The following is a 15,067-nucleotide window of genomic DNA, read 5'->3' on the forward strand; positions in this document are numbered from 1 at the left end:
TTTTACTTAACACTTAGCCAATTACAGTTGCTCACTAAGCCACTGTTTAACGTTTTCCAATGCTTTAGGTAGGCCATCAGCCTGATTACCACCCGCTTGTGCCATATCAGGTCGGCCGCCACCCTTACCACCCACACATTGAGCGGCAATATTCACCATTTCACCGGCTTTAACACGACTAGTGAGATCTTTAGTTACCCCGGCCACCAAACTGACCTTGCCGTCATTCACCGCAGCAAGCAGAATAACGCCACTGTCTAACTTCACTTTTAGCTCATCTACACTACTGCGTAGCGCCTTACCTTCCACACCTTCTAGGTGGGCCAATAATACTTTCACACCGTTGATAGTTTGTATTTGATCTGTCGCATTGTTACTCGCTGCGCTAGCCAACTTGGCCTTTAATTGGCTAATGTCTTTTTCCAACATCTTGTTGCGATCAACCAATTGCATCACTTTTTCACCAATGTTGAATTGATCACCTTTTACCAAGTTAGCCGCTTTTTCGGTTTCTTCTGCTAAACGGTGAATCAAATCAATGGCAAATTGGCCTGTCACCGCTTCAATACGGCGCACGCCTGCTGCGATACCTGCTTCGCTGGTGATTTTAAAGAAGCCAATGTCGCCGGTATGGTTAACGTGAGTTCCGCCACAGAGTTCCGTTGAGAAATCGCCCATGCTCACTACGCGTACATCGTCGTCATATTTCTCACCAAACAAGGCCATTGCGCCGGCCTGTTTGGCTTCGTCTAAATTCATCACTTTAGTAATGACCGGCAAGTTACGACGAATTTGCTGGTTAACTAAGTGCTCAACCTGACGGATCGATTTCATCGATACCGCTTCAAAATGAGAGAAGTCAAAACGCAAGCGCGCCGCTTCAACCAGTGAACCTTTCTGCGTTACGTGCTCGCCCAATGTCTGGCGTAAAGCCGCATGCAATAAGTGAGTGACAGAGTGATTGAGTGCTGTGTTCCAACGACGACGAGAATCAACACTTGCTTTAACTTCAAGCGGCAGAGTTAAAGGAGCACCTTGTACATAACCTTTATGCACAAAGGCTTTGCCTATCTTAACGGTGTCTTGCACCACAAAGCTTCCGCCAGAGTAAATTAGTTCACCAGCATCCCCGGCTTGACCACCCGACTCAGCGTAAAATGGGGTTTTATCTAATACCACGATGGCGTGTTCGCCTTCGTTTAATTGGCTTTGTGATTGGCCATCACGGTAAATTTCAATGATCTTAGCCTGAGCCTCCAGGTGCTGGTAACCCAAAAATTCGGTTTCAGCATCGATCACTAGATTGTCGTTATAGTCGGTACCGAAATTACTCGCTTGTTTGGCCCGCTCGCGTTGCGCCTGCATCGCGGCTTCAAACTGTGCTTCATCAATAGTCAGCTCGCGCTCGCGGGCGATATCGCCGGTTAAGTCAGCCGGAAAACCATAGGTATCATAAAGCTTAAACACTAGCTCGCCTGGAATAACCGTACCTTCAAGCTCATTTAAGGCCTCGTCTAAGATCATTAAACCCCGATCTAAGGTTTTGGCAAACTGCTCTTCTTCAAGCTTCAGTACGCGCTCAATTACTGGCAATTGCTTTGGTAATTCGGGGTAGGCTTCGCCCATCTCTTTAATTAGCGCAGGCAATAACTTGTAAAAGAATGCCTCGCTTGCACCTAGCTTATTACCATGACGAACCGCACGGCGAATAATCCGGCGTAATACATAGCCGCGCCCTTCGTTAGCAGGCATAACACCATCAGCAATCAAGAAACCACAAGAACGAATGTGGTCGGCAATGACACGTAAGGATTTATTCTCTAAATCTTTAGTGCCAATAATCTCGGCTGCTGCTGCGATAAGATTTTGGAAAATATCGATTTCATAGTTTGAGTGAACGCCCTGCAAAATAGCAGAAATACGCTCCAAGCCCATGCCAGTATCCACTGAAGGATTAGGTAAAGGCTCCATGCGACCGTCGGCTTGACGGTTGAATTGCATGAAAACTACGTTCCATATTTCAATGAAGCGGTCGCCATCTTCCTCGGGACTTCCTGGAGGACCACCCCAGATATGCTCACCATGATCGTAGAAAATCTCGGTACAGGGACCACAAGGACCGGTATCCCCCATCTGCCAGAAGTTATCTGACTCAAACTTCTTCTCCGGTGATTTGTCACCGATGCGCACGATTCTATCTTTAGGCACACCAATTTTGTTTGCCCAAATATCGAAGGCTTCATCATCGCTTTGATAAACCGTTACCAATAGTTTTTCTTTTGGTAACTTAACGACTTCAGTTAAAAATTCCCAAGCGTAGCTAATCGCGTCTTCTTTAAAGTAATCACCAAAGCTAAAGTTACCAAGCATTTCAAAAAAGGTGTGATGACGCGCGGTATAACCAACGTTCTCTAGGTCGTTATGTTTACCACCCGCTCGAACACAACGCTGCGAGGTAGTCGCTCGGCTGTAGTTACGTTTATCGATGCCAAGGAAAACATCTTTAAATTGATTCATCCCCGCATTGGTAAACAATAAGGTGGGATCGTCATGGGGAACCAATGAACTACTGGCAACTATCTGGTGATTTTTGCTGTTAAAGAAGCTTAAAAAGGCCTCTCTCACTTCAGCTGAAGTCATCTTCATTAAACTCTATCCTGGGGGTTCATAACAACTCGAGTGCTTAGTCAATACCAAGACAACTCGTTGATTAACGCTATTAAAGGTGAAATCGTAATTAATCGCGACAATATATCACGCAGACCCTTGCAGGCAAAGTGTTCAGGGCTTATTGCTGAGCTTGTTCACTAAACAAGATATTGATTAAGTCGGCGTCAAAACCTCTACGAAACAGGTAGGCGCGACATTTTTGCTGTAGTGGACCGCGCTCTGGCAGCCCCTGCTTAAATTTACGAGAAAACCTGAGCTCTAAAGCCTGATACCAATCCCACTCAGGATCGCTCAGCACTTTTGCCGCTAGCTCGTTGCTAATGCCCTTTTGACGTAAATATTGACGAATATAATTAGGGCCGTAGCCCTTAGCAAGACGAGCCCGAGTTAATGAATAAGCGTAACTTTCATCATCTAGCCAGGCATTTTGCTGGGCGTAATCCAGCGCATCACTGATTTCGCTTTGGTCGAAACCTTTTTGCTGCAGTTTTTGTGACAATTGCTGTTGGCTATAAGAGCGTCTTGACAGCAAGTCAATAGTGACATGTAAAGCGCTTCTCGTGGTCATAATAAAAAGGAGCCTGACGGCTCCCCTGTTACTATCGCTTACGCTTCTTGATCAACCGGAGCATCAGCTGGTGCTGCTTGCTCTGGTTCAGCGCTATTACTGTTGAGCAAGTTATGACGAATAGTCATTTCGATTTCTTGCGCCACTTCTGGGTGCTCTTTTAAGTAATTAGAAGCATTGGCTTTACCTTGGCCAATTTTATTGCCTTTGTAAGAGAACCAAGCGCCGGCCTTATCTACCAGTTTTTCTTTAACACCTAAGTCGATTAACTCACCATAACGGTTAAAGCCTTCACCATACATAATTTGGAACTCGGCTTGCTTAAATGGAGGTGCAATTTTATTTTTCACCACTTTAACGCGGGTTTCGTTGCCCACCACTTCATCACCGTTTTTAACCGCACCAATACGACGAATATCTAAACGTACCGAAGCGTAGAATTTAAGCGCATTACCACCAGTGGTGGTTTCTGGGTTGCCAAACATCACACCAATTTTCATACGAATTTGGTTAATGAAAATACACATACAATTAGTTTGCTTAAGTGTGCCGGTCAACTTACGTAGCGCCTGCGACATTAAACGAGCTTGTAAACCTACGTGGCTGTCACCCATGTCGCCTTCAATTTCGGCTTTAGGGGTTAGTGCGGCTACTGAGTCGATAACGATCATGTCTACCGCACCAGAGCGGGCTAACATATCGGTGATTTCTAGCGCCTGCTCACCAGTATCTGGTTGCGACACTAATAAGTTATCTACGTCTACGCCCAACTTTTTAGCATAGATAGGGTCGAGAGCATGCTCGGCATCAACAAAAGCACAGACCTTGCCAGCCTTTTGCGCTTGAGCAATGGCTTCTAAGGTCAAGGTAGTTTTACCTGAGCTCTCTGGGCCATAAATCTCAATCACTCGGCCCATTGGTAAGCCACCTGCGCCCAAGGCGATATCGATAGATAAAGAACCTGTAGAAATAGTTTCTATATCCATGGTACGGTTGTCGCCGAGCTTCATGATTGAGCCTTTACCAAATTGCTTCTCAATTTGGCCTAGGGCCGCAGCTAATGCCTTTTGTTTATTCTGATCCATATCGCCCTCATAGGTGCTATAAACTATCTTAATGAATAGTAGTATACTGGGTATTCATACAGTATCAAGTTTATTCCATAAAATTCGTAAAAGAGTTTTGCCTAATTCACTAGCAGCTTTTATCCTAGCTGTTTCGTTTTGCCACAACCAATTCATACAACTAGCCTAATGACAGAAACAAATCTAGATAAACACACGCCTATGATGCGTCAATACCTTACTTTGAAGGCGCAGCATCCAGAAATTTTACTATTTTACCGCATGGGTGATTTTTACGAATTGTTTTACGATGATGCCAAACGCGCTTCAGAGCTAATGGATATCTCCCTCACCAAGCGAGGACAATCAGCAGGCACCCCGATCCCAATGGCGGGGATTCCTTACCATGCGGTTGAAAATTACCTTTCTAGGTTAGTACAGTTAGGTGAATCGGTAGCCATTTGCGAACAGGTGGGAGACCCAGCCACCAGCAAAGGCCCTGTAGAACGTAAAGTGGTTAGGATCATCACCCCAGGTACGGTGAGTGATGAGGCTTTGCTCCAAGAAAAACAAGAAAACTTTTTGGTGAGCGTGGTAAACCAGCAGCAAAACATTGGCTTAGCCTATTTGGATATTGCCAGCGGTCGCTTCGTGATTAACCAATTTGTTGGAGAGCAGCAACTTCAAGCTGAGCTACAACGCTTAAATCCTGCGGAACTACTTTATCCCGACAACTTTGAATTTTCGGCTTATTTGGCCAATTACAAGGGCCTACGCCGACGTGGAGAATGGGAATTTGACCTAGCAACGGCAGAAAAAGTACTGAACCAGCAATTTGCTACTCAACACTTAGACGGTTTTGGTGTCAGTGAATACCCCTTAGCGCTGGCCGCTGCTGGCTGTTTGATGCAGTACGTGCAAGATACGCAGCGCACCGCCCTACCGCACATCAACGCGATTATCGTAGAAAACCAAAGTCAGTTTATTCAACTTGATGCTGCGAGTCGTAAAAACTTGGAGCTCACTCGCAATCTTTCGGGTGGGGTTGATAATACCCTTAGTTCAGTACTCGACCGCAGCGCCACTGCAATGGGTAGCCGTTTACTTAACCGCTGGATCCATCAGCCGCTGAGAAACCAGCAGCAGGTAAGCCAACGCCAAGATTGTATTGCCGAAATTCTCAGCCAAGATCTCTACCCAGAGCTGCAAAGCCAACTTAAATCAATTGGCGACATCGAACGGATCCTCGCCCGGTTAGCGCTGCGTTCTGCAAGACCACGTGATTTAGCCCGCCTGCGTAATGCCTTTGCCTTACTTCCAGAGCTACAAACTAGCTTACAAGGCTGTCAGGCCCTAAGTCCTTTAGCCAACGCTATTAGTCAATTTCCAGAAATACTCGACTTATTGCAACGCGCCATTATCGATAATCCGCCAGTACTTATCCGCGACGGAGGGGTAATTGCTGAAGGTTACCACCAAGAGCTTGATGAATGGCGTAACTTAAATGAAGGTGCAACTCAGTTCCTAAGTGATATTGAACAACGAGAGCGTGAGCAGACTGGCATTGCTAATTTAAAAATTGGCTACAACAAAGTACATGGCTTTTATATTGAGGTAAGCAGAGCGCATTCAGAAGAGGTGCCCGCGCACTACATTCGTCGGCAAACGCTGAAAAACATGGAGCGCTACATCATTGCCGAACTAAAAGAGCATGAAGAGAAAGTGCTCGCCAGCCAAGGCAAAGCACTTGCCTTAGAAAAACAGCTTTATGAGCAATTACTCGACTTACTGCTTCCGCACATTAACGCCATGCAACAAAGTGCTCAGGCTATTGCTCAATTAGATGTGCTATGTTGCTTAGCCGAGCGGGCTGAAACCCTTAACTACGTGCGCCCTAGCTTTATCAACCAGCCCAATATTAACATTCAAGCAGGACGTCACCCAGTAGTAGAGCAAGTCAACGATACCCCGTTTATTGCCAATCCACTAGAGCTCAATGAACAGCGCAAGTTATTGATTGTGACGGGGCCCAACATGGGCGGTAAATCGACTTATATGCGCCAAACTGCCTTAATATGTTTAATGGCTTATATTGGCAGCTACGTGCCTGCAGATAGCGCAGAACTCGGCCCCATCGACAAAATTTTTACCCGTATTGGCGCTTCTGATGATTTAGCTAGTGGCCGTTCTACCTTCATGGTAGAAATGACCGAAACCGCCAACATATTGCACAATGCCACCGCTAACAGTCTGATTTTAATGGATGAAATTGGCCGAGGCACCAGCACTTATGACGGTATGTCACTGGCATGGGCGGTAGCTCAAGCATTAAGTAAACTGCAATCACCAACGCTATTTGCTACCCATTACTTTGAATTAACCCAATTACCAGAACTATTAAATGGCGTTGCCAATGTTCACCTTGATGCTGTTGAACACCAAGACACCATTGCCTTCATGCATCAAGTACAAGATGGGGCCGCCAGTAAAAGTTATGGTTTACAAGTTGCCGCTCTTGCCGGTATACCGAAACAGGTAATTCAACAAGCCAAAGCAAAACTAAAGCAATTGGAATCACTGCAACTGCACGAGCAGAAACCGAGCAGCGAAGTTGTCGCAGAGCAGTTAACTATTGAGCTAGACGAGGCTGTCCACCCGGTGATTGAGCAGCTGAAACAGCTCGACCCCAATGAGCTTTCCCCTAGAGCGGCCTTAGACCTGCTGTTTCAACTGCAGCAACAAATCGACTAATCAAGCCATAAAAAAAGGAAGCTTAATAAGCTTCCTTTTTAGTATTTTAAACTCACTTGTTAAACTTTGAACAATGAATCTATGGACAAGTTTTGTAGTGACAATATGTCACGTAGACGGCGTAATGCTTCCACTTGTATTTGTCTCACCCGCTCGCGAGTTAGACCTATTTCACGGCCCACATCTTCCAAGGTAGAAGCTTCGTAACCTAACAAACCAAAACGACGCGCTAACACTTCACGTTGCTTGCTGTTTAATTCACCAAGCCAACCAACGATGCTATTTTTCATATCATCATCTTGGGTTCGATGTTCTGGACCATGATCGTTCTCGTCGGAGATAATGTCTAATAAGGCTTTGTCGTTATCACCGCCAATAGGCGTATCAACTGAACTAATTCGCTCATTTAAGCGCAGCATTTTGGTGACATCTTCTACAGGACGATCAAGGGTTTCGGCGATCTCTTCTGCGGTTGGTTCATGATCTAGGCGATGAGCTAATTCTCGTGCTGTACGTAGATAAACATTAAGCTCTTTCACCACATGAATAGGTAAACGAATAGTACGGGTTTGATTCATTATTGCCCGTTCTATGGTTTGACGGATCCACCAAGTGGCGTAGGTTGAAAAGCGAAAACCACGTTCAGGATCAAACTTTTCTACCGCACGAATTAGACCGAGGTTTCCTTCCTCAATGAGGTCTAACAAAGCTAAACCACGGTTGTTATAGCGCCGTGCTATTTTCACCACTAAACGTAAGTTACTTTCGATCATCCTTTTACGCGCAGCTTCGTCGCCTCTTAATGCTCTGCGAGCATAGAGAACTTCTTCCTCTGCGGTAAGTAAGGGAGAGAATCCGATTTCGCCAAGATAGAGCTGAGTTGCATCTAAGCTCTTTGACGCATCGGCTTGCATCATGTCGTCTTTTTCAACAGCACTGCCCATATCGCTAGCTTTAGCGTCGTCCGTTGAAATACTTTTAAGTTTTACAGCAGTTTTTACTTGGGTCATAGCATAACCTCCCTGAACAATACCTGATCGCTATTATTATGATTTGCAATCTAGGCTAGAGTGCCGGTAGATACTTCTTTGGATCTACCGACTTTCCTTTGAAACGGATTTCAAAATGTAATCTCGTATCGGTTGTTCCTGTATCGCCCATATCGGCGATATGTTGCCCTACTACTACTTGCTGTTTTTCTTTTACACGTAATCGACTGTTATGTGCGTAGGCACTTAAGAAGTCATCGTTATGTTTTATTATTATAAGTTTACCGTAACCTCTTAACGCGCTACCAGCATAAACCACTCTACCGGGTGCCGAGGCAACAATTTTCTGCCCTTGTCTACCGCGAATATCCAAGCCCTTATTGCCGTTTTCCCTATCGGAAAACCCTCGGATAACTTTGCCTTTTGTAGGCCATATCCATGCTTTTACAGGTCCGCTTTGACTACTCGCTTTAGTCACGGGCGAGTTTTTAGCGTATGCCTTTGTTGACGTCGATTCAAGTTTTTTTGGTGAATTATTGCTCTTACTAACTTGCGGCTTCGCTGTTTTATGCTTATTGATTTTGACATTACGAGACTTAACTCCGTTACCCTTCAAATTAATGGTTTGTCCAACATAAATTGTATAGGGAGCCGAAATATTATTTCTTTTTGCCAGTTCTTCGGGGTCAAGCCCAGCTCGCCAAGCTATCGAATATAAGGTTTCGCCTTTTTTTACCTTATAAGAGGAACCGCTCAAAATTCCGCGGTTATCTGCGTTATAAGTGCCTGCATTTGCCACTGGCGCGGGACCGCCTTGCCGACTACATCCTTGAAGTAGGGCAAGTAACAGCAGAATGACAACGAAATACAGGCTTTTCATATCGTTATCTTAAGAGCAAGTAAGCTACCACAGCTAAAACCACCACTAACCAACCTAATACTTCAACATATTTACGCAGTTGCGCTTCCATTCTAGGCCCCCCCACATCATTAAGCCAGCCACTAGGTAAAATCTCAGCCCCCGCCCCACCAACGAGACTAATAAAAAAGGAAGGAAAGCCATATTTAGTACCCCTGCGGTGATGGTAAATACCTTGTAGGGAATAGGAGTGAAGCTGGCGACAAAGATAACCAATACACCCCAGCGTTCAAACCAGTCGAAAGCCACCTCCATCTTATGCTGGTAACCTACCGACTCAACCAATGGAACCACCAGCGGATCATAAAAAAACTGCCCTAGTCCATACCCTAATGCTGCACCTAAAACTGAAAACACCGTGGCTAACATGGCAAAATGTAGTGCTTTGTTAGGTCTTGATAAAGCCATTGGCGCTAACATTACATCTACCGGTATCGGCCAAAAGATAGACTCAATGAAACTCATGCCCGACAAGTAACGCTCAGCATGGCGGTGCTCAGACCAAGTCATCACTTTATCGTATAAGGTACTAAAAATTTTCACGCTAATTCACCATTGATTAGAGGTACAAACCGAACCGGTTCTAAATTGTGTTGGGTAAACCCTTGAGCTTGCTTTTCAATTAAAATTAGCGATTGTTGCTGCTGTTGCTCACCCACAGGAATGATCATTCGCCCCCTGTCGTTAGTTGCTCCACTAACGCTTCTGGAATAGCGCTCGCTGCGGCGGTAACAATAATGGCATCAAACGGGCCTTTATTTGCCCAGCCTTGCCAGCCATCACCATGTTTGGTGGCCACGTTATGTAAATCGAGTAGTTTCAATCTGCGTTTGGCCTGAAACTGCAGCGTTTTAATTCGTTCAACTGAAAACACCTGTTCCACTAAGGAGGCCAATACAGCGGTTTGGTAACCGGAGCCAGTGCCAATCTCTAAAACTTTACGCGGTGCCCCTTGCATTAGGTGCTCAGTCATCTTTGCCACGATATAGGGTTGAGATAATGTTTGTCCTTGCCCAATCGGCAAGGCAGTATTATCCCAAGCTTGATGAGCCAAGGCCTCATCAATAAAGTATTGTCTTGGCAATTTAGCCATCGCTGTCAATACGGCTTCATTACGAATGCCATGTTGGCGCAACTGCTCAACCAGTCGCAAACTGTTGGGGCTTTCGCCAAATTGCATTACTTTGTCTCCCAATCCTGTATCCAAGTATCTAGTTTGCCAATAAAGCCATGCGCTGTCATATCTATTGTCACTGGCGTTATCGAAACGTAAGCCTCTGCTATTGCTGCAAAATCAGTACCTTCTCCAGCATCTTGCATCTTACCTGGAGGGCCTAACCAGTAGATGTCATGACCACGGGGGTCTTGCTGCTTAACCATGACTTCGGCGCGATGACGACTACCCAAACGAGTAATTTTAAAGCCCTTGAGTTGCTCAAAAGGCAAGTCCGGTACATTCACATTCAAAATTTGATTACTAGGCAGCGCATGCTTGCGTAACTGCTCAACCAATTTTACCGTTACCTTCGCCGCACTTTGATAATGTTCTGAACCAACCAAAGACACCGCTATCGCCGGCAAGCCTAAGTTGCGCCCTTCCATTGCCGCGGCCACGGTGCCAGAATACAGCACGTCATCGCCTAGGTTGGCCCCAGCATTAATACCTGAAACCACTAATTCAGGCGGCTCAGCTACTAATTCATTAATGGCTAAATGAACACAGTCGGTAGGCGTACCTTTCACCGAGATTCTATTTTCATCTAGCTTTACAATGCGCAGAGGGTTTTCCAAGGTTAATGAATTACTTGCACCACTACAATTACGATCTGGGGCAACGGTTAGTACATTGGAAATTTCAGCGAGAGCCTCAGCTAAACAGCGGATCCCTGGAGCATGTACGCCATCATCATTACTCACCAATATGGTCATTATTAAGCCCTTCACAATCAACGATTTCACGTAAAATGCTGGTTGCGTAGTTGCCAGCACTAAGATAAAAGCTCAATAGTAAATCTTGTCCGTCTACCGCCACTTCAAACTGCAGCGGTTTAAGCGCTAAGGCGCGTCGTTCCATTTTCAAACCCGCATCACTTAAGCCGCTCACTAACTCAGGCAGCTCAGCAAGAATGCTATTTTCTAGTTCCGCAGCTTCGGCCACACTGGCTAAATCGCCTTTACCCACCATTGGTGCAGACAGCTCCAACTCGCCTTGCTTAAAGCGTTGCTGAATAGCCTCATCTATGAGCTCAGCGACGAAGTAGGCGTTGCTACTGGTAAACTTCATCACATCGCCACGCAGCAGTTCGGAAAAAAGCCCCTTTTTGATGCGTTGACTAACACTATGGTTAAATACCAAACTGCGTGCAGCCGACAAATACATACTGCGCTTTTCCCGACTCCGAATGCGTTTTCCGGCAAACAAACTTAGCGCTTGCTCAATATTACCGCCCTCTCGACCAAAGCGCTGCTGGCCGAAGTAGTTAGGCACCCCTAGCTTTGCGACTAAATCGGCACGCGCTCGCGCCTGCTCAATATCAGAGACATCACGTAAGCGGATAACAAAGTTATTGCCCGATAAGGCACCGCGTTTAAGCTTGCGATTATGCCGTTCAATGGCCAGCACCTTAACCCCTTCCGCGAGGGTTTCTGGTAAGTCTACGTTGGCTTTGCCAGGTAATTGAATGCTGAACCACTGAGTGGTGACGGCATGGCGGTCTTTAAGGCCAGCGTAGCTAATAACCTTGGGGGTAACTTGACAGTGTTCAGCTAATAGCTTGGCCACCCAAGCGGTGTTTTCCCCACGCTTTTCTATTTTTACCATCATGTGCTCGCCATCACCACTAAAGCTAAATGGCAGCACTTCATCGACTTGAAAATCTTCGGCTTGTTGTTTGAGTATGCCAGTCCATTGCGGTTGGCCGTGTAAATACTGCTGCTGGGCGAGTAGCTCTAAATAATGGCTCAACTAAAAGGCCTCCAGTAACACAACCGCGTGACAAGAGATGCCCTCTTTACGGCCTTCAAAACCCAACTTTTCAGTGGTGGTGGCTTTCACATTCACTTGGCTAAGTTGAGCGTGTAGGTCATCGGCAATGTGCTGGCGCATCGCAGCGATATGCGGTGCCATCTTAGGTGCTTGAGCAACAATGCTAACATCGAGATTACCCAGCTTATAGCCATGCTGTTGCACCAAGTCTTTTACATGACGCAACAATACGCGCGAGTCGATACCCGCATAGCTGGTATCGGTATCGGGAAAATGATGACCAATGTCACCCAAAGCCATAGCGCCTAACAAGGCATCACATATGGCATGCAAGACTACATCTCCATCGGAGTGGGCAATAAAACCTTGCTCATAAGGAATGCTGACGCCAGCAACCACTATGGGGCCGTCGCCACCAAAGCGGTGCACATCATAACCGTGGCCAATACGAATACTCATGTTGTTTCCTCATCTGTCTGTTGGCTTAAGAACCACTGTGCCAAGGCTAAATCTTCAGGATTGGTGACCTTAATATTATCACTACGCCCTTTTACCAGGTTTACTGTGTAACCGGCCCATTCCATGGCCGAAGCCTCATCTGTTACAGCCAGCCCTTGGCTTAAAGCAGCGCTGATATTATCGCGCAGCTCTCCGGCTTGAAACATCTGAGGGGTTAAGGCATGCCACAATTGTTCGCGCGGAACGGTATTGATGATTTGCTGCTGCGCATTGCCACGTTTCATCGTATCTTTCACCGGATAGGCCAAAATAGCGCCTTGTTGAGAAGCTTCAACCTGTGCGATCAGCGCGCTAATGTCTTGGTGACTAATACACGGCCTAGCCGCATCGTGCACCAATACCCATTCATCGGCTGCTAGCTTAGCTAAACCTGCTAGTACAGAGTCGGCACGCTGCTCTCCGCCGCTAAGGCATAACACCTTGTGGGGCTGCGAAACGCTGAGCTTTTGATACCAACAATCATCGGGATGAAGAACCAGCACCACCTGTTTAATTAATGGGTGATGAAGAAAAGATTCGAGGGTAGTTTGTAAAATTGTCTTAGCACCTAAAGACAAATATTGTTTGGGAATGCTAGCTTGCATTCGAGAGCCAATACCCGCTGCTGGCAGCAGCGCTGTATATTGTTTTTTAGGGAAACTCATTAATTATTTTTACTCAGAGCAAACCATTATTTAGTTGATGAGTTAGGAATCAGGCGATAGAAGGTTTCACCTTGTTTAATCATGCCTAACTCGTTTCGTGCCTGTTCTTCCACCGCATCTAAACCATTACGCAAATCGGCAATATCGGCGACCAATATGGCATTACGTTGTGCTAGTTCTTGATTGGCAATGGCTTGTTTGGCAACCTCATCGCGTAAGGCAAAATAGTCATTCAAAGAATTTTTGCCAAACCAAAGTTGGTATTGTAACAACATAACAATCAATATGAGTAAAATTTTAAACGAACGCATGGCCCTCCTGGAAATAGATAATCCCACAAAGCAGCTGCTGACTCCATAAGCGCTGGCGCATTTATCAGTATACGGACAAAAAATCTCCGATGAAGCGAAGATTTATCAGCTAACGTTTATTCCTAGGCCTTACTAGCTGCATAACCCACAAAATTAGCCCGTATAACTCAGGCAAAAAAATCCCCGCCGGAGCGAGGATTTATTATCAAATCATTAAGTCTTACAGCTTACGCTGTTAGCTAATTAGGCTTGACCTTTAAGTTCTTTAAGAACCTTGCATAAACGCAGCTTTATCGGCTAGCGCTTATGCTGCAAGCTAATTAGGCTTGACCTTTAACTTCTTTAAGACCGTTGTAAGGAGCTTTAGCACCTAAAGCTTCTTCGATACGGATAAGTTGGTTGTACTTAGCGATACGGTCAGAACGGCTCATAGAACCAGTTTTGATTTGGCCTGCAGCAGTACCAACAGCTAGGTCAGCAATAGTTGCATCTTCAGTTTCGCCTGAACGGTGAGAGATTACAGCTGTGTAGCCTGCGTCTTTCGCCATTTTGATTGCAGCTAGAGTTTCAGTTAAAGAACCAATTTGGTTGAACTTGATTAGGATAGAGTTAGCGATGCCTTTCTCGATACCTTCTTTCAAGATCTTAGTGTTAGTTACGAACAAATCGTCACCAACCAATTGGATTTTGTCACCTAGAAGTTCAGTTTGGTGCTTGAAGCCATCCCAGTCAGACTCGTCTAGACCATCTTCGATAGAAACGATTGGGTAATCAGCAACTAGACCTTCTAAGTAGTGGTTAAACTCTTCAGAAGTGAATACTTTACCTTCACCTTTCATGTTGTAGTTACCAGCTTCTTTGTCGTAGAACTCAGAAGCAGCACAGTCCATAGCTAGAGTTACGTCTTTACCTAATTCGTAACCAGCTAGTTCAACAGCTTCTTTAATCGCAGCAAGAGCAGCAGCGTTAGATTCTAGGTTAGGAGCGAAACCACCTTCGTCACCTACAGCAGTGCTCATGCCTTTAGACTTAAGAACTTTAGCTAGGTTGTGGAATACCTCAGCACCGATGCGTAGGCCTTCTTTAAGAGTAGGTGCGCCAACTGGCTGAATCATGAACTCTTGAATGTCTACGTTGTTATCAGCGTGCTCACCACCGTTGATGATGTTCATCATTGGAAGAGGCATAGAGTAAACACCAGGAGTGCCGTTTAGATCAGCAATGTGTTCGTATAATTTAACGCCTTTTGAAGCAGCAGCAGCTTTTGCAGCAGCCAAAGATACAGCTAGGATAGCGTTAGCACCAAAGTTAGCTTTGTTGTCAGTACCATCTAAGTCGATCATGATTTGGTCTAGTTCAGCTTGAGCAAGCGCATCTTTACCCACTAGCGCTTCAGCGATTGGACCGTTAACAGCGGCAACTGCTTTAAGTACACCTTTGCCTAGAAAACGTGCTTTATCTCCATCACGTAATTCTAGCGCTTCGCGAGAACCAGTTGATGCACCAGAAGGAGCAGCGGCAAGACCCACAGAACCATCAGCTAGGTGAACTTCAGCTTCAACAGTTGGGTTACCACGTGAATCAATGATTTCACGACCTAGTACTTTTACGATATTAGCCATTACTAATTTCCTCTATATTAATGA

The 15,067-nt window shown here is 45.6% G+C and carries 12 protein-coding genes and 2 pseudogenes; 1 reads left to right on the forward strand and 13 read right to left on the reverse strand.

The annotated features are described in order from the left end of the window. Window positions 1-21 precede the first annotated feature (21 nt). From alaS to recA, 3 genes are all read right to left on the reverse strand, one after another. Entirely contained in the window at window positions 22-2,646 is a 2,625-nt protein-coding gene (gene alaS / locus AR383_RS06165) for an alanine--tRNA ligase (protein ID WP_055732341.1), read from the reverse strand. A 142-nt stretch (window positions 2,647-2,788) separates the two neighbouring features. After that, complete coding sequence (locus AR383_RS06170; protein ID WP_055732342.1) at window positions 2,789-3,238, reverse strand: regulatory protein RecX; 450 nt, start codon at window positions 3,236-3,238, stop codon at window positions 2,789-2,791. 38 nt (window positions 3,239-3,276) lie between these two features. Continuing rightward, window positions 3,277-4,323: a recombinase RecA gene (recA, locus tag AR383_RS06175; RefSeq protein ID WP_055732343.1), complete on the reverse strand. Its 1,047-nt coding sequence runs from the start codon at window positions 4,321-4,323 to the stop codon at window positions 3,277-3,279. Between the two features lie 168 nt (window positions 4,324-4,491). Between recA and mutS the strand changes: the two genes are divergently transcribed. Further along, on the forward strand, window positions 4,492-7,053 hold the full coding sequence (mutS, locus tag AR383_RS06180) for a DNA mismatch repair protein MutS (RefSeq protein ID WP_055732344.1): 2,562 nt from the start codon (window positions 4,492-4,494) through the stop codon (window positions 7,051-7,053). Window positions 7,054-7,112: 59 nt separating this feature from the next. Here the strand turns inward: mutS and rpoS are convergent, their stop codons facing one another. The 10 genes and pseudogenes from rpoS to eno form a co-directional block, all read right to left on the reverse strand. Then, on the reverse strand, window positions 7,113-8,063 hold the full coding sequence (gene rpoS, locus AR383_RS06185) for an RNA polymerase sigma factor RpoS (RefSeq protein ID WP_055732345.1): 951 nt from the start codon (window positions 8,061-8,063) through the stop codon (window positions 7,113-7,115). A gap of 55 nt (window positions 8,064-8,118) precedes the next feature. Continuing rightward, entirely contained in the window at window positions 8,119-8,922 is an 804-nt protein-coding gene (locus tag AR383_RS21210; RefSeq protein ID WP_083481513.1) for a peptidoglycan DD-metalloendopeptidase family protein, read from the reverse strand. Window positions 8,923-8,926: 4 nt separating this feature from the next. Then, window positions 8,927-9,504 (reverse strand): annotated as a pseudogene (locus AR383_RS06195) (YqaA family protein). Beyond that, a pseudogene (locus AR383_RS06200) lies at window positions 9,501-10,141 on the reverse strand (protein-L-isoaspartate(D-aspartate) O-methyltransferase). The pseudogenes AR383_RS06195 and AR383_RS06200 overlap by 4 nt, the downstream one beginning before the upstream one ends. After that, a complete protein-coding gene (gene surE / locus AR383_RS06205) occupies window positions 10,141-10,893 on the reverse strand; it encodes a 5'/3'-nucleotidase SurE (RefSeq protein WP_055734968.1) in 753 nt (250 codons plus the stop codon). The pseudogene AR383_RS06200 and the gene surE overlap by 1 nt, the downstream one beginning before the upstream one ends. Beyond that, window positions 10,871-11,926 carry a tRNA pseudouridine(13) synthase TruD gene (gene truD, locus AR383_RS06210; protein WP_055732346.1) on the reverse strand — a complete coding sequence of 352 codons (1,056 nt, stop codon included), beginning with the start codon at window positions 11,924-11,926 and terminating at the stop codon, window positions 10,871-10,873. Before truD ends, surE begins: the two co-directional genes overlap by 23 nt. Continuing rightward, complete coding sequence (ispF, locus tag AR383_RS06215; protein ID WP_055732347.1) at window positions 11,927-12,406, reverse strand: 2-C-methyl-D-erythritol 2,4-cyclodiphosphate synthase; 480 nt, start codon at window positions 12,404-12,406, stop codon at window positions 11,927-11,929. Continuing rightward, window positions 12,403-13,110 (reverse strand): 2-C-methyl-D-erythritol 4-phosphate cytidylyltransferase, encoded by a 708-nt coding sequence (gene ispD / locus AR383_RS06220; RefSeq protein ID WP_055732348.1) that lies wholly within the window; start codon window positions 13,108-13,110, stop codon window positions 12,403-12,405. The genes ispF and ispD overlap by 4 nt, the downstream gene beginning before the upstream one ends. Window positions 13,111-13,136: 26 nt before the next feature. Next, entirely contained in the window at window positions 13,137-13,421 is a 285-nt protein-coding gene (ftsB, locus tag AR383_RS06225; RefSeq protein ID WP_055732349.1) for a cell division protein FtsB, read from the reverse strand. A gap of 320 nt (window positions 13,422-13,741) precedes the next feature. After that, a complete protein-coding gene (gene eno, locus AR383_RS06230) occupies window positions 13,742-15,043 on the reverse strand; it encodes a phosphopyruvate hydratase (protein ID WP_055732350.1) in 1,302 nt (433 codons plus the stop codon). Window positions 15,044-15,067 lie beyond the last annotated feature (24 nt).

Origin of the sequence: Agarivorans gilvus, assembly GCF_001420915.1 — a bacterium.
GTDB lineage: Bacteria > Pseudomonadota > Gammaproteobacteria > Enterobacterales > Celerinatantimonadaceae > Agarivorans > Agarivorans gilvus.